Source organism: Phycisphaerales bacterium, assembly GCA_040221175.1.
Taxonomy (GTDB): domain Bacteria; phylum Planctomycetota; class Phycisphaerae; order Phycisphaerales; family UBA1924; genus JAHCJI01.
Window position 1 is genome coordinate 124992 of record JAVJVK010000013.1, and the last position, 15935, is coordinate 140926.

13 protein-coding genes are annotated in these 15935 nt (G+C 68.0%); 4 read left to right on the plus strand and 9 right to left on the minus strand.

Translation table 11 applies throughout. The features are described from left to right. Positions 1 to 29 precede the first annotated feature (29 nt). Positions 30 to 2051: an ABC transporter ATP-binding protein gene (locus RIE32_10565; GenBank protein MEQ9096694.1), complete on the plus strand. Its 2022-nt coding sequence runs from the start codon at positions 30 to 32 to the stop codon at positions 2049 to 2051. A gap of 35 nt (positions 2052 to 2086) precedes the next feature. On the opposite strand, the gene RIE32_10570 is transcribed toward RIE32_10565, so the two are convergent. Next, positions 2087 to 2758 carry a hypothetical protein gene (locus RIE32_10570; protein MEQ9096695.1) on the minus strand — a complete coding sequence of 224 codons (672 nt, stop codon included), beginning with the start codon at positions 2756 to 2758 and terminating at the stop codon, positions 2087 to 2089. A gap of 514 nt (positions 2759 to 3272) precedes the next feature. Between RIE32_10570 and RIE32_10575 the strand changes: the two genes are divergently transcribed. Continuing rightward, positions 3273 to 3977 (plus strand): hypothetical protein, encoded by a 705-nt coding sequence (locus tag RIE32_10575; GenBank protein ID MEQ9096696.1) that lies wholly within the window; start codon positions 3273 to 3275, stop codon positions 3975 to 3977. Positions 3978 to 3995: 18 nt separating this feature from the next. Beyond that, positions 3996 to 4610 carry a GC-type dockerin domain-anchored protein gene (locus tag RIE32_10580; protein MEQ9096697.1) on the plus strand — a complete coding sequence of 205 codons (615 nt, stop codon included), beginning with the start codon at positions 3996 to 3998 and terminating at the stop codon, positions 4608 to 4610. Positions 4611 to 4709: 99 nt separating this feature from the next. Here RIE32_10580 and RIE32_10585 read toward each other — a convergent pair whose 3' ends face one another. From RIE32_10585 to fliM, 8 genes are all read right to left on the minus strand, one after another. Further along, positions 4710 to 4916 carry a hypothetical protein gene (locus tag RIE32_10585; GenBank protein ID MEQ9096698.1) on the minus strand — a complete coding sequence of 69 codons (207 nt, stop codon included), beginning with the start codon at positions 4914 to 4916 and terminating at the stop codon, positions 4710 to 4712. Positions 4917 to 5418: 502 nt separating this feature from the next. After that, the gene (locus RIE32_10590; GenBank protein ID MEQ9096699.1) at positions 5419 to 6180 is read right to left on the minus strand and encodes a YebC/PmpR family DNA-binding transcriptional regulator; all 762 of its coding nucleotides are present in this window, start codon (positions 6178 to 6180) and stop codon (positions 5419 to 5421) included. Between the two features lie 81 nt (positions 6181 to 6261). Continuing rightward, positions 6262 to 6891 (minus strand): hypothetical protein, encoded by a 630-nt coding sequence (locus RIE32_10595; GenBank protein ID MEQ9096700.1) that lies wholly within the window; start codon positions 6889 to 6891, stop codon positions 6262 to 6264. Then, entirely contained in the window at positions 6888 to 7298 is a 411-nt protein-coding gene (gene rbfA, locus RIE32_10600) for a 30S ribosome-binding factor RbfA (GenBank protein MEQ9096701.1), read from the minus strand. The genes RIE32_10595 and rbfA overlap by 4 nt, the downstream gene beginning before the upstream one ends. Continuing rightward, a complete protein-coding gene (locus RIE32_10605; protein MEQ9096702.1) occupies positions 7295 to 7690 on the minus strand; it encodes a DUF503 domain-containing protein in 396 nt (131 codons plus the stop codon). Before RIE32_10605 ends, rbfA begins: the two co-directional genes overlap by 4 nt. 20 nt (positions 7691 to 7710) lie before the next feature. Beyond that, entirely contained in the window at positions 7711 to 10590 is a 2880-nt protein-coding gene (gene infB, locus RIE32_10610) for a translation initiation factor IF-2 (protein MEQ9096703.1), read from the minus strand. A gap of 69 nt (positions 10591 to 10659) precedes the next feature. Beyond that, a complete protein-coding gene (gene nusA / locus RIE32_10615; protein ID MEQ9096704.1) occupies positions 10660 to 12123 on the minus strand; it encodes a transcription termination factor NusA in 1464 nt (487 codons plus the stop codon). Positions 12124 to 12539: 416 nt separating this feature from the next. Next, a complete protein-coding gene (fliM, locus tag RIE32_10620) occupies positions 12540 to 13553 on the minus strand; it encodes a flagellar motor switch protein FliM (GenBank protein ID MEQ9096705.1) in 1014 nt (337 codons plus the stop codon). Between the two features lie 229 nt (positions 13554 to 13782). Between fliM and RIE32_10625 the strand changes: the two genes are divergently transcribed. Next, positions 13783 to 15870: a thioredoxin family protein gene (locus RIE32_10625; protein ID MEQ9096706.1), complete on the plus strand. Its 2088-nt coding sequence runs from the start codon at positions 13783 to 13785 to the stop codon at positions 15868 to 15870. The last annotated feature ends 65 nt before the right edge of the window (positions 15871 to 15935 follow it).

Genomic DNA, 15935 nt, shown 5'->3' on the forward strand with positions numbered 1-15935 from the left:
CTCGCGTTCGCGACCCGTTACCATACGGGGTGGCGAGGAACCAGCAAGTCAGCAGCCGGCGATACCGGCACTACATCGAGCGTGAACGCGAGCGGCGGGCGGAGGCCAGGGAGCCCAGCGACGACCCCCTCGCCAGGAAGGGCAAGCGCTCGCGCGGCTTCGGCACGCTGGCGCGCCAGTTCTGGAAGCTGCTGCGCGGCCATCGCGGCATGGTCATCGCCTCGCTGGTCACGCTGACGATCGCGACCGGCCTGGGCCTGCTGCTGCCGCTGTCGACCAAGATCGCCCTGGACTACATCCTGAGCACCGAGCCCGGTCTGAGCGGGCTGGCCGAGAACCTGCCCGAGCCCCAGCGCGGGCGGTCGCTCGAGGCTCTGGGATCGATGGGCGATGCCGAACTGAGGACGCTGCGGTGGCGGGCGCTGCTGGTCTTGTGCGGGGCGATGATGATCGTCGCGACGCTGGGCGTGGCCTTCGGCATCTGGGGCCGCTGGCAGATGACGCGCATGACCAAGCGCGTGCAGGCGATGCTGCGCCGCCGCGTGTTCGAGCACGCCGCGCGGCTCCCGCTGCACAGGGTCCAGGCGATGCGCTCGGGCGGCGTCTCGAGCATCCTGAGAGAAGACGCCGGCGCGGCGGCCGAACTGCTCTTCGGCATGATCTACAACCCCTGGCGCGCCGCCGTCACGCTGCTGGGCGCGCTCATCGCCATGGCGGTTGTCGACTGGCGGATGCTGGTGGGGGCCATCTTCCTGCTGCCGGTCGTGTGGGTCACGCACCGCGCGTGGATCGGGCGCATCCGGCCCATTTACCGCGATGTCAGAAAGACCCGCAGCGAGATCGACGCCCACGCGACGGAAGCGTTCGGTGGCGCAAGGGTCGTCCGCGGCTTCCACCGCGAGCAGCAGGAGGCCAGCCGCTTCACCGGGGGCGTGCACCTGATGGCCCGCCAGGAGCTGCGCGCGTGGTGGTGGAGCCGGTCTGTGGAACTGGTCTGGTCGGTCATGATCCCCGCGGCGTCGGCGGGCGTCTTGCTCTACGGCGGCGCGGCCGTGCTTGGCGGCACGATGACCATCGGCGACGTCATGATGTTCTCGGTGTACCTGCTCTATCTCTTAGGCCCCGTCGAGGCACTGGCCGCCAGCGCGACGCAGATCCAGAACGCGCTGTCGGGCCTCGATCGATCGCTGGACCTGCTGGAAGAGCCCCTCGAGTTCGCCGACACGCGCGATGCGGCGACGAGCATGCCCGCCGTCGTGCACGGGCGAATCTCGCTCGAGGGCGTGTGGTTCGCGTATCCAAGGAGCAAGAAGACCCAACCCGGCGAGCCCGAGCCAGAGCCCGAGTACGTGCTGAAGGACATCAACCTGGACGTCCCCGCCGGCTCGACGGTCGCGCTGGTTGGCCGCAGCGGCAGCGGCAAGACGACCTTGTGTAATCTCGTGGCCCGCTTCTATGACCCAACGAGGGGCCGCGTGCTGCTCGACGGCGTGGACCTGCGCGACATCGACGTGGACAAGTACCGCGCGCTGCTGGGCGTGGTCGAGCAGGACGTCTTCCTCTTCGACGGCAGCATCTACGACAACATCGCCTACGCCCGGCGCTGGGCGACCGAGGACCAGGTCCGCGAGGCGGCGCGCATCGCGAGCGCCGACGAGTTCATCGAGGAGCTGAGCGAGGGCTACCAGACCATCGTCGGCGAGCGCGGCGTGCGCCTCAGCGGCGGGCAGAAGCAGCGCATCGCCATCGCCCGCGCGGTGCTGGCCGACCCCAAGGTTCTTATCCTGGACGAGGCCACGAGCAACCTGGACACCCACAGCGAGAAGCTCATCCAGCGCGCCCTGGCCCAATTGACCAGCGAACGCACGACGTTCGTCATCGCCCACCGCCTGAGCACCATCCGCCACGCCGACGCCATCGTCGTCATGCACAAGGGCCAGGTCACCGAGGTCGGCACGCACGAGGAGCTGCTCGCCCGCGGCGGGGCCTACGCGGGATTGGTGCAGGCGCAGGTGGAGGATCTGGAAGAGGACGCCGAGATCGCGCAGTAGCGCACGGTCGGATGGAGATCACGCCCGGCCGCCCGCTACGCCGCGTGCTCCCTGGCCCGCTGGCTCCGCGCCCGCTCGCGTACCGTCCCCAGCCGCACCGAGTGCGTGGCCATCGGCCCATCGCGCGTCGAGGTCATCGCCGTCACCTGGTAGAAGACCGCGCCAACACCGATGGGGATGGCCTCGTCGACGAAGCGCCGCTCCTTCACCGTCGCGAGGTAGCGCATCGGCCCCTCGTACTCGTCCTGCCGCTCGATCCTGTAGGTCACGCCCTCGACGCCCTTGGGGTGCGGGCACTTGAACGTGATCTCCAGCCCGCCGCGCGCGGTCAGCCGCGTCTCGAAGCGGATCGGCTTGCCCGGCGCGGGCGCTCGGCCGCGGCGCTTGGGCGCGCTCAGCCGCGCGCTCGCGTACACCTCCTGCGGGTCGGTCGTCGTCAGCGCGTAGCCGCGCACCTGCGTCACCTGCGCGCTCGCCTTGGCGCGCATCTTCCCCGCCAGGCTCCGGTAGCGGTCGCCCTGGGCCTTCAGCTGGGCCTCCAGCCGGCGGTACTTGGCCAGGGCCGCGTGGGCCTGGGTCGCAAGATCGGTGAGCTCGTCCACCTGCTCGGGGCGCAGGCCGATGGCCTCGGGCGCGGCCGCCCAGATGGGCACGCGCCGGCGCACCCAGTTGATCGCCTTGGGAAGCTGCTTGGGGATGGACGCCATCGCGCTGGTCTCCGGCGCCCGGCCGGCATGGCCGGGGCGTTCGCTCCCCAAGCATCGAGCGAACCGGGACGCCACTTGAGCGCCGGGCCCGCAAAAACTCCGGAATCGCCCGCGTGTTCGGGGGATGAACGGAAGATCCCGCCAGAATCGCCGCCAATCACGCCAGAACCGCAGCGATTCCGGCGGGCAACGCCCGATCGCTGGGGGGAAAATCGAAAAATTCCTCCAGCGGCGCGGGATTGCTCGCCAGGGGCGGCGCATCGCCCGCCGGACATGTCGGGTGTCCGGCGGGCATGCCGGCGGGCCTGGTCCGCAGCCCGCCGCGCCCGATCCCCCAGGAACCCTTCTGGGCGGTTGGCGGTACGGAAGGGTGGCGGCCGCACGGGTCCGATGCATGTAGCCATCGATTCCCCGGACCCGATCCATTCATTGCCGTGCCACCGGCCGCGGCACGACCCCAGGACCACGCCAGACCGCGTGTCGGGGGAGACATCTCGGACAAGGAGTTTCGATCATGCGAACGAACACGAAGACGGCCACGGCGCTGCTGGCGGCCGCGGGCGGGCTGGTGATGCCCGGCGCCGGGCTGGCGCAGGAATGCGGATGGGAGGGACTCGACGCCGAGGTGCGTCCCTACGGCGAGTCCAGGCGGCAGATGCTCGTGCACGACGACGGGAGCGGCCCGGCGTTGTACGTCTCGGCCGGCGTGCTGACCGCAGGCGACGAGCGGCTGGGTCCCATCGCACGATTCGACGGCGACGCGTGGTCGGCCGTAGGCGACCTGGGCGAGGTCTGGGTCTCGGCGCTCAGCACGCTCGATCTGGGAGACGGGCCGCGGCTGTACGCGGCGCTGAGCGACTTCCTCGCGTCAACATCAACCATTCATGTGCTCGACGGCCACGCGTGGGTTCCGTACGGGCCGGCGCTCGACGGCGTCGCCCGGCAGCTCGTGGCCTTCGACGACGGTTCGGGCCCGATGCTCTACGCCTCGGGCGACATCAACTTCGGCTTCGATGATCTGCGGGTGCGCGGCGTGGCCCGGCTGGAAGACGGCCAGTGGGCGGGATTCGGCACGGTTGGCAACTTCTACGGCGTGTTCGGGACGGTCAACGACATGGTGGTGTTCGACGACGGTGACGGGCCCGCCCTCTACCTCGCCGGGGATCGAGTCTGGCCGGATCGAGCGCCGCTGCCAGTAGAGATCGGTGTGGCCCGCTAGGATGGCGCCGCGTTCTCGGTGGTCGAAGGGTCTCCGGCCTCGGTGGTGCGTGACATGCTGGTCATCGATGATGGTGGCGGCGAGTCGTTGTACCTGGGTGGGCGGATGCACCTTCCCGGCATCGCCAGTAGCATCGGCGCCGCCCGTTGGGACGGCGACGCATGGACCGCGCTCGGGGAAGGTTTCGACGATGACGCCCTCTCGCTGGCGTTCTTCGATCGCGGCGACGGGCCAGCGCTCTACGCCGCCGGGCGCTTCGAGGAGATCGGCGACGACCGCGTCGAGTACATCGCCCGATGGGATGGCGACGCGTGGCGGCCGCTCGACGAACCCCTGGAAGGCGGCGCCATCCTCATCACGGGGTGGGATCAGGGCGACCTGCGCGGCCTGTACGCCGTGGGAGGGTCGGGGTACATCGACGATCGGTACATCGGCGGCGTGCCGCGCTGGGGCGCCTGCACCCCGTGCCCGGCCGACCTCGACATCGATGGGGCGTTGACGATCTTCGACTTCCTGGTGTTCCAGAACCTGTTCCAGCATGGCGACCTTCGCGCCGACTTCGATGGCGACGGTGAGCTCACCCTCTTCGACTTCCTGGCCTTCCAGACCGCCTTCGACGCGGGCTGCCCGTAGCAGGCCTCCGCGACCAATCTCCGCTTCGAACAACAAAGCCCGGGCTCGCGCCCGGGCCTCGTTCTTTCCATTGCCCAGTGCCCGATCCCCGTTGCCCGCCTACTCTGCCGCCGCCTCCGCCGCCAGCCCGCCCACGCCGCCGGCCTCGCGGATCATCGCGTGCAGGTTCGCGACCCGGTCCAGGTGCTTGAGTATCTTGTCTAGGTCGAAGACAAATAGAGCGCCCTCGTCAGCGAACTCGACGAATCGCGGATGGGGTAGATCACATAACTCGCACGCCTTGAATGCTGCCTCCACCCATGTCACAGCCAGATCCGCCGACGTTGTGGCATCATCTGGATGTCGGCTCGTCACGAGTTCGATGGGCTTGCGGCCTTCCGACAACAGCCAACGTTTGAGGACTTGGTATCGAAAAGGCTTAGGCCCACCGAGCCAACCGCCCCGCGTTCCCACGACGCCTACCGGGCCTGTCGGTATTGATGGATCCTCGATGCACAGACAGACAATTCGGTCATCATCTACCCCGGCCAAGAAGATCGATTCACGTTGCGTCGCGTTGGGTAGCGTAAATGCTCTAGTCAAAGTCCAATCTTGCCAAGGCACGCGACGCCGAAACCACCGAAAGCGGTCGAGACTTCGTACGACCTGATCCACCGATATCGGTTCGGCGTGAGGCAGGCCTTGCCTGATGCTTCGTCTGAGCTCTCTCGTCGAGAGCACGATGGTTCCAACAACAAGAACCGTCAAGACGACAACGAGGTTAATGGCTCCCCAACTCACATCGTCCTTCGCATCGTAAATCGTGCTCCTACTCCGCCGCCTCCGCCGCCATCTCCTCATCCAGGTTGTGGTACACCTTCTGCACGTCCTCGTTGTCCTCGAGCGCGTCGACGAGGTTCATGAGCTTGGTGGCCTCTTCGGGCGTGGGTTTGGCGATGACGTTTGGGATCTTGTCGATGCCGCCCTCGCTCACCTCGATGTTGGCTTGTTCGAGGGCCTGACGCACGGCGTGGTAGTCGGTGCGCTCGGTGGTGATGACCCAGTAGCCTTCTTCATCGCCATCGGCTTCCGGAGCCTCGATGTCCTCGGCGCCGGCCTCGAGCGCGACGTCCATGAGCTGCTCCTCGGTCGTCTTGCTCGCCTCGATGTAGATCCGGCCCTTGGTCTCGAACACGAACGCGACGCTGCCGGCGTTGCCCATGCTGCCGCCGGCCTTGTTGAAGATGAACCGCAGGTCGTTGACGGTTCGCGTTCGATTGTCGGTCAGCGTATCGACGATGATCGCCACCCCGCCGGGGCCGTAGCCCTCGTAGGTGATCTCGGCGAAGCCCTCGCCGTCGGCCGCGCCGCTGCCCTTCTCGACGGCCCGCTGGATCGTGTCCTTGGGCATGTTGGCGTAGCGGGCCTCGTCGATGGCGTAGCGCAGGGCGAGGTTGGTGTCCGGGTCGCCGCCGCCCGCGCGGGCCGCGGCCATGATGGCCTTGGAGCACTTGCTCCAGATCTTGCCCTTCTTCTTGTCCTGCCGCTCCTTGCGGTGGCGGATGTTCGCCCACTTGCTGTGTCCGGCCACGTGCTGCTCCCCGGCGAAAGCCGATCTTCTGCGGCCGATTGCGAGTCCCGGCCCATGCGTCTGGATGATTCTAACGCGCCCCTACGCCCGCACCACGCGGCCGGCGGCGGCCTCCAGCCGAAGGTACAGGTCGGCGGCCTCGCCCGCGGTGCAGCAGCGGGCCAGCAGGTCACCGGCCGCGGCGGTGGTGGTCTGGGCCGGCACCACGCCCCGCTCGATGAGCACGCCCAGCAGCCGGCCGTCGACGGGCACGCGCTGCTCGCCGAAGACCAGGGCCAGCACGCGATCGACGGCGAAGGCCGGCAGCGCCTCGATGGCCCGCAGATAGGGCCCGCCCTCGTGGGCGCCGGCCCGCGCGACGCGATCGATGCTCACGGCGTCTTCCTGCTCGAACACGGCGTGGAGGGTGTCCAGGATGGCCCGGGCCCGACGCGTCGCGTGCTCGTCGGCCAGGCCCACCGTGTCCTCGACTTCTTCCTGAAGCGCCACGCGGACCTCGTTGAGGTCGACGAACTGCTCGGCCAGCCGGCGGGCGGCGCTGACCGCCGCGGGCAGGCCGGCCTCCCACACCAGCAGCGAGAACACCAGCTCGGCCGTGGCCATGTCCGACGAGCCGGGCAGCAACGCCGCGGCGTCCACGGTGGGGGCCATGGGCACGCCCTCGAGCCAGGACTCGAGTCGGCGCTGGGTCTCGGCGACGGGGTGATTCACGGCCGGGGCTCCGAGCCTTGACCTGGCTGCTCACCCTCACCGGAACGGTCTTGTTCGTCCTCGTCCATCTCCGCGCGCACCTTGGCCAGCGTCGAGAGCACCTCGGCCTGCTTCTTCAGGCTGTCGTCCTCGACGAAGCGGAACTCGGGCATGGTGCGGGTGCGGATGAGCTCGGCGACTTCGCGGCGGATGTGCCGCGCGGCGCTCTGCAGGCCGTGGACGGTCAGCTTCTGGTGCTCGGCGGGCAGCACGCTGATGCCGATGGTGGCCTGCTTGCTGTCTTCGGTCACGTCGACCTTGGTGACGGTGATGAGCCCGCGGACGCGGGGGTCCTGCAGGCCCCGGGCGAGGACCTGCTGGACGCCCTTTTCGAGCGAGGACGCCAGGCGATCGGTCTTGGTGCTCATGGGTTCTCGTCTCCCTGGCGCGTGTCGCCTTGAGCATAGTGCTCGAGCATTTCCTGTTGAAGGGCCTCGGCATCCGGCTCGTGCGGCGGCGCGTCTTCCTCGCGCGTGGGGACGATGATCTCTCGCCGTACGCTGCCGATCTGGCCGTCGCGGAGTTCCTTGAGGCGGTTCCACGCCTTGTCGAGCAACTCGTGGGCGCGGGGGCCGTCGGTGGCCACCAGGGCCGCGCCCATCATGGCGACCGTGGGATTGTCGTGGGCGCCCACCTCGGCCACGCTGATGCGCAGCTCGCGGCTGAGCTTGTCGCGCACGGAGCGCACGACGGCCCGCTTGTCCTTGAGGGACTCGGCGCCGGGCACGAGCAGCTCGAACTGGAGGACGCCGATGACCATGGGTTACGCCGCTAACTCGATCAAAGGGTTCGCTTGACCTCGACCTGCTTGTAGCACTCGAGGATGTCGCCTTCCTTGATATCGTCGTAGCCGTCGATCTTCATGCCGCACTCCATGTTGGCGCGGACTTCCTTCGCGTCGTCCTTGAAGCGCTTGAGCTGCGATAGCTTGCGGTCGTTCTCGATGACGATGTCGCCGCGGGTGACGCGGATGAGCGCATCGCGCTGCACCACGCCGTCGGTGACGTAGCAGCCGGCGATGGTGCCGACCTTGGAGACCTTGAACACCGCGCGCACCTCGGCGTGGCCCAGGACCTCCTGGCGGAGCTCGGGGTCGAGCATGCCCTCGGCGGCCTTCTGCATGTCCTCGGTGATGTGGTAGATCACGTCGTACGTACGGATCTGCACGCCCTTGCTGTCGGCCAGCTTGCGGGCCTTGCCCGAGGGGATGACGTTGAAGCCGACGATGACGGCCTTGGACGCCTCGGCCAGCAGCACGTCGCTCTCGGTCACGCCGCCCACGGCAGCGTGGATGACGCGGACCTTGATCTCGTCGGTCGAGACCTTCTCGATCTCGTTCTTCAGCACGTCGACCGAGCCCTGCACGTCGGCCTTCAGGACGACCAGGATCTCCTTCAGCTCGGCCTCGGCCATCTGGCTGAACATGCGGTCCAGCGTCATGGCCGGCTGGGCGAGCTGCTCCTCGCGCTCGCGGGATCGACGCTGCTCGGCGGCGTTCTGGGCGTCCTTCAGGCTGGAAGCCACGAAGAACTTGTCGCCCGCGTCGGGCAACTCGTCGATGCCCGTCACCTGCAGCGGCATGGGCGGGTGGGCCTCGCGGATGCGCTGGCCCTTGTCGTCGGTCATGTCGCGCACGCGGCCGAAGGCTCGGCCGGCGACGATGAAGTCGCCCACGTTCAGCGAGCCTTCCTGGAGCAGCACGTTCATGACGGCGCCGCGGCCGGGCTCCATCTGGCTCTCGATGACCGTGCCGCGAGCGGCCCCGCCGAAGTCGGCCTTGAGTTCCAGGAGCTGGGCCTGGAAATCGAGCGTCTCGAGCAGTTCCTGGATGCCCTGGCCCGTGTGGGCGCTGGTGCGGATGACTTCGACGTCGCCGCCCCAGTCCACGGGGTTGAGCTCGTGCTGGGCCAGCTGTCCCAGGATCTCCTGGATCTTGGCGTCGGTGGCCTGCGGGCGGTCGATCTTGTTGAGCGCCACCACGATGGGCACGCCCGCCGCCTTGGCGTGGTTGATCGACTCGATGGTCTGCGGCATGACGCCGTCGTCGGCGGCCACGACCAGCACCACGATGTCGGTCACGTTGGCGCCGCGCGAACGCATGGACGTGAACGCCTCGTGGCCGGGCGTGTCGATGAACACGACCTGCTTCTCTTCGCGCTCTTTGTCGTCACCCAAGTGCACGGGCACGCGGAAGGCGCTGGTGGCCTGCGTGATGCCACCGGCCTCGCCCGCGGCCACGTTGGCGTCGCGGATCTTGTCCAGCAGGCTGGTCTTGCCGTGGTCCACGTGGCCCAGGATGGTCACGATCGGACCGCGTGGGCGTTCGTCGACGGTGGTGCGCTCCTCGAACTGGGCGGCGACCGCTTCTTCGGCGCTCTTGGCGGCCGTGACTTCGAGCTCGATGTCGAAGTCCATCATGATTTCCTGGGCCTTCTCGACCTCGATGCCGCTGTTGATCTGGGCCATGATGCCCTGCATGAACAGCTTCTTGACGATCTCGGCGCCCTTCACGCCGGTAGCGGCCGACAAGTCCTTGATGGTGAACGGCGCGGTGATCTTGACCGTGCCGCCCTGCTGAGCCGGGCTCTGCTGGCGGTTCTGCTGGCCCGCGCCGCGCGCCAGGTCCTGGCGACGCTTGCGCAGGTAGCCGCCGGCCTGCTGGAGCTTGGCCTCACGCTCGATGAGGTCCTGCTCGCGCCACATGCCGCTGCCACCCTGCTGGGGCTCGTTGCGGCCGCGCCGACGGGAACTGGGCCCGCCACGCCGGCCGCCGCCATCGCCTCCGGGGGGCATCGGGCCCATGGGGCCGCCGAAGCCGCCGCCGCCTCCGCCACCGCCGCCGCCGCGTGGGCCACCGCGACCACGTGGGCGCGTGTCGACCTGCTCGGGCGCCTCGACGCGCACGATCTTCGGGCCGCTCAGCTTCACCGGCGTCTTTTCGTGCTGGTCGATCATCGGGCCGGCGGGCTTCACGACCGTCGGGCGCGTCGGCACGTTCTTGGGCGCCGGCGTCGGGGGCGTCTTGGGTTCCTCGGCCGCGGCCGACTGGCCGTTGCCGGTGCCCTCGTCGGCACCCTGAGATTCAGCTGCCGGTGAACGCTCGGGCTCGGTGGCGGCCGCATCGGGCAAGTCCTGCTCGGCCGCGGGCGCGGCGGGCTGCTCGGCTGCCGGAGCGGCCTTGGTTTCGGGCTTGCTGTCCGGCTTGCTCTCGGGCTTGTCGGCCTCGGGGCGATCAGCCTTCGTGCTTGGCGACTCGGATTGCGGCGTCGATTCGTCGTCGGCGGGTTGCTCCGACGCGGCGGGCGTCGAACGCCCGGCACGCTTGGGCGGTTCGGCGACGGCGGTGCTCGTCTCGCTCTCGCTCGCTTCGCTTGCCTTGCTCGCCTTGCTGGCGGTCGCCTTCTTGGCTGCTACCTTGCGGGCGCGCGGCTTGGCGCGGACCTTCTCCAGATCGACGCGCTTGGACGTTTCGACCGAGGTCGCAGAGGGCGCTTCTTCCCCACCGAACCACTCGCGGATGGTCGCTTCCAGTCCGACCGAAACGGTGGACATGTGGTTCTTGATGTTTGACTCGGGGATGCCCTCGTCGCGGCACTTCTGCACCACGGCCTTCGAGGCTACACCGAGTTCCTTCGCGATCTCGAACACACGCTTTGCCAAACGTCACTCCATGCGCCCGACCCCGATCCACACAAAGGAGGGGCCACCGGGGCGCGCTGCGCCAAACACTCAGCCGCCGAGAATCTCCGCGGCCCGGCTATCGCCGTTGCTGTCATTCCCCTCGCTCGAACCCTGCTCCGAGTCGCTGCCTTCGGCCGACTCGCTGGGGCTCTCGGGCGAGGCCTTCTCACCACCAGAATCTTCAGTGCTGGCCGAATCGCCAGCCGACGAACCACCGCCGAGGATGGCGGCCGCGGCGCTGTCCGCGTCGGGCGCGCCCTCGGGGCCGAGCAGGTCCTCGCCCGCGGCGATCCGGGCCTGCTCTTCCTGGCGGCGCTTCTCGGCCTCTTCCTTCTCGCGGGCCTGCTCTTCGGCCACCACCTTCGCTCGCTCGCTGGCCAGCTCGACGGCCTTTTGGGCCACCTCGGGGCTGAGCTCGAGTTCGGTCGCGAGCATGTCGGCGCCGATCTCCTCGACGTCAAACACGCTGATCATGCCAAGGGCCGCCAGGCGGTCGACCATCTGCTCGTCGATCTCGTCGATCTGCTGGAGCGTGGTCGACATGATCTCCAGGTTCTTGGTGAACTCCTCGGGCGTGAGGATGTCCACGTCCCAGCCGGTCAGCTTGGCGGCCAGACGCACGTTCTGCCCGCGCTTGCCGATGGCAAGGCTGAGCTGGTCGTCGCGGACCACGACGGTGGCGCGGCCGAGCTCGAAGCACAGGCTGATCTCGGCAACCTCGGCGGGCTTGAGCGCGTTCTGGATCAGGATCTGGCTGGACTCGTTCCAACGCACGATGTCGATCTTCTCGCCGTTGAGTTCGTCGACGATGTTCTTGATGCGGCTGCCACGCACGCCGACGCAAGCGCCTACGGCGTCCACGCGGCTGTCGATCGAGCTCACCGCGATCTTGGTGCGCTGGCCCGGCTCGCGGGCCATGGCCTTCACCTCGATGATGCGCTCGGCCACCTCGGGCACCTCGACCTCGAAGAGCCGCTTGATGAAGTCCGTGTGGCCTCGGCTGAGCACGACGCGCGTCGCGGAGCCATCCCGCTTCACGTCCAGGATCATCGCGCGGACGCGGTCGCCCGGGCTGAACTGCTCCCCGGGAATCTGCTCCTGCCGGGGCATCTCGCCCTCGCCGGCGTCGAGCGAGACGACCAGGCGCCCGCCGCGCTCGTAGCGCTGGGCGGTGCCGGTGACGATCTGTCCCACGCGGGTGTGGTAGCGGTCGTAGAGGCTGGTCTGCTCGTCCTCGCGGAACTTCTGGATCATGACCTGCTTGAAGGTCTGGGCGGCGATGCGACCCAAGTCCTGCGGGTTGAGCTCCACGGGCTCGCCGTGGCGGGTCAGACTGATCTCGCCGCTGAGCTGATCGACGGTGCAGGCGAACTCTTCGAGATCGAGCGAGCCGAAGTGCTTGCGCGCCGCGCTCACCATGGCTTGCTCAAGGTCGGCAACCAGCACCGAACGCTCGACCTTGCGGTCGCGTGCGATCGAGTCGAGGATCCTCAGCATTTCGGGGCCGTTCAAAGTCCGCTTCCTCCGACGCCTCGAGGGGCGTCACTGTTCCAGATTGCCGTCTTGTCGAGACCGTGCAAGCGATTCAGAAATCCGATTCTCTTTGGCGGGTTCTCCGCCAACAACAACCCGGGCCACGAGCCGCTGAATGCGCCCATGACCCGGCCACAAGCCGCACGACGAAGGGTCAGCCCGCTCGTCGCTGGCGTGCAGATTGTGCCGAAACCTCACATCATCGGCAGCAACCCTTCCAGGCCCGGGCCAGTCCAGCACCGATGCCCTCGCCGATTGGCGGCGCAGGCATGGGTCCGACATGAGTCCCGGCGTGGCTCATAGCAACAGCATGGTAGCGATCGGCGCGGGTGGGAGTCAACCAAGCCCCCGGGCCCGATGGCCCCAAGGGGCGGCCCGAACGTCGGCGAGCGAGGCTACACCCGATCGGCGGGCGTGGTGGGGCGGTCGATGCGGAGCGCCCGCTTGTTGCGGTGCTGGCCGATATGAGCCAGGAACTTGCGTTCGCCCTCGACCGCCAGCACCATGGGGCGGCTGGCAGGGGTTTCGGTCATGATCAGGTCGCCCGGAGCCATCGTGGCAAGGTCCCGCAGGCTAATGGTGGTGCGAGCCAGCACGCCCGCCACCGACACGCTGGCCCCGGCCAATGAACCGCCCAGGCACTCCCGCATGCCCTCAAACTTCGTGCTCTGGCTCGAGGAGAACCAGTTCTGGGCGCTTACGGCGCTGATGACCGGCTCGATGACGTTGTAGGGGATGCACAGGCTCATCGTGCCGGCGCGGTTGGACATCTTGATCTCGAAGCCCACGACGACCACCACCTCGTTGGGCGGCACGATCTGGACCAGCTGTGGGTTGCTCTCGGTGGCCTTGATCTCGAAGGACATTTCCTTGACGCCCGCCCAGGCTTCGCTGAGCGCCCCCAGGCCACGGTTGGTGACGTTGCTGATCAGGCGGGCCTCGATGAGGGTCATGGGCCGCTGGGGGATGAACAGGTCCTGGCTTGTGCCGCCCAGGAGGCGATCGATGATCGGGTAGATGATCAGCGGGCTCAGCTCCATGCAGATCTGGCCCTCAAGGACGTTGCTCTCGATGAGGTTGAAGCTGGTGGGGTTGGGAAGGGCGCTGATGAACTCGCCGTACGTCATTTGTTCGCATGTGGCGACCTTGACCTCCACGATCGTGCGCAGAAAGCCCGATAACGAAGCGCCAAAGTTGCGGGCGAATTGCTCGTGCAGCGTCTGCAAGGCCCGCATCTGGTCCTTGCTGACGCGCTCAGGCCGCTTGAAGTCGTACGAGCGGACCTCGATCTCGTCGAAATCCCGGTGGTGTCGGCTGAAGATCTGGGCGCGCGGCGGCTCCTGCTCGACCGCGTCGGAATTCACCGCGGCCAGTAGAGCATCGACCTCGTTCTGGTCAAGCACGTCCATGCAGGGTCTCAAGCAAGGTCGATCGAGCGAGCCGGCGCCACCACCTGGCGTTCCGGTCGGGCCCGGGGTTGGATCGGTCCCGCGGATGCCGAGGCTTGAGGAACGAGCCGCAACTGGCGGGCCAGAATGGCTTGAGCGATCCGGGAACACGGCCGTAGGGCGGCGGATTACACTGGGCACGCTCGTTGAATCTCGGTCTGCGGCCCCTGGGGGGCCACGGAGGGCATGCATGCGTCAGGTGACGATTCTGGGTCTGGTGGCCCTGCTTCTCGGACTCTTCGCCCCGTCGGCGGCCGCCCAGCCAATGGGCTTTGGCGACTCGGTCTCGATGTCGGCGCGTGCGTGGTGGGCTCCGCGGCAGGCCGACGAGGGGCCGCTGGTCGCCCTGGTGGCCGTCACCATGGACCACCCGCCCGGGCTCCATAGCTGGCCGAGCGCCGATCAGGACGTGTTGCCCGAGTCCGTAGCGTCGTTTGCCATCCGCACCGAGGTCGCCCTGAAGGGCGGGCCCGGCGTGCTCGAGACGGGCGACGTCCAGTGGCCGGCGCCCAAGCCCTATCCGGTGCCCGACCCCAGCGGCATGGGCGACCCCATCGAGGTGCCCGTCTACTCGGGCGCGGCCGTGGTCTTCGTGCCGGTCCTGATCGACCGTGATGCAGCGAGCGAGGCTCGCTCGCTCGAACTGGTCGTGAGCTACCAGGCGTGCGACGACACGGTGTGCTACCCCCCCGAAGACGTCGACGTTGTCGCGAGCTTGCCGGCCTTCGGAGCGGGTGAGGCGCCAGCGGAGGCCGCGGGCATCGATTCGGCCACGATCGACAATGCAATCGCACGGGCCGTCCTTGCGGCCAGCGGTGCCGCCGAGCCTTCGGAGCCGGAGAGCCAGGCGGACGTAAGCAGTGAAACCGAGGCTGCGCAGCAATCCGCACCATCGGAGGACGCAACGGCCGAGACACGCAACAAGTTCCTCGGGTTCATTCCGGTGCCGAGCCCTGATTCGGCCGGCGGCGTCGTGGTCATCGTCCTGTTGGGCGTGGTGGGCGGCTTCGTGCTGAACCTGACCCCGTGCGTGCTCCCGGTGATCCCCATTAAGGTCATGACGCTCTCGCAGCACGCCGGCTCTCCCGGCAAGACGCTGATGCTGGGCATCTGGATGGCGCTGGGCGTGGTGGGCTTCTGGGTGGCGCTCGGCGTGCCGGCGGCTCTTCTGGGCAAGGCCGTGGGCGCCATCTTCGGCATCTGGTGGTTTACCTTTGGCGTGGGCGTGATCATCGCGCTCATGTCGATCGGGCTCATGGGCCTGTTCACGCTGCAACTGCCCCAGTCGGTATACAAGGTGAACCCCAAGGCCGACTCGCCCTGGGGCTCGTTCGTGTTCGGTGTGATGACGGGCGTGCTGGGCCTGCCGTGCTTCGGTCTGGTGGCGGGCGCGTTGCTGGCCAGCTCCACGGTCATTCCCCCCGTGGTAACGATGCTGATCTTCACCGCCCTGGGCGTGGGCATGGCGCTGCCCTACCTGATCCTGTCGATGAATCCCAAGTGGGTGGAGGTCTTGCCTCGCACCGGGCCGGCCAGCGAACTTGTCAAGCAGGTCATGGGCCTGCTGCTGCTGGGCGCGGGCGCGTACTTCATCGCGACTGGCCTTCAGGCGCTCATCCTGGACATGCCCTGGATCGGTCGGCAATTGCATTGGTGGGCGGCGGCGGTGTTCGTGGCGCTCGCATGCCTGTGGCTGGCGGTGAGGACCATGCAGATCACCAGGAGCGTGCCCAAGCGCGGCGTCTTCGGCGTGCTGGGCCTCGTCGTGGCGTTGGGTGTCATCTGGTTTGCGGTCGACGTGACCGGCAACGCCAAGGAAGATTATCTCGAACGCGAAGCAAGGCTCGCCGAAGCACAGCGAGAAGCCGATGGCGGCGCCATCCTGACCAGCACCTGGGTGGACTATTCACCAGAGCTGCTGGCACGGGCGCGTGCCGAGGGCTACGTGGTGGTGGTCGACTTCACCGCCGACTGGTGCATCAATTGCAAAGCGCTCGAAGAAAAGGTGCTCGGGGCCGAGCCCGTGCGTTCTCGGCTGCGTGACAAGGACGTGGTGATGATGAAGGCCGACCTGACGAGCACCCGCCAGCCCGCGTGGGCGCTCATGAAGGAACTGAACCAAAAAGCTCCGCCCGTGCTGGCGGTGTACGGCCCGGGCATCGAGGGCGACACGCCCTGGATGAGCAACGCGTACGACACGAGCACCGTGATGGACGCAATCGCGCTGGGGAAGGGTTCGGATACCGGTGACGCGAAGGACATCGCCCGGGCAAACTAGCCGAAGGTCGGACTCGCTCAAATCATCGACGACAACGCCCCGCGCCGGAGGATTCCGAGGCGGGG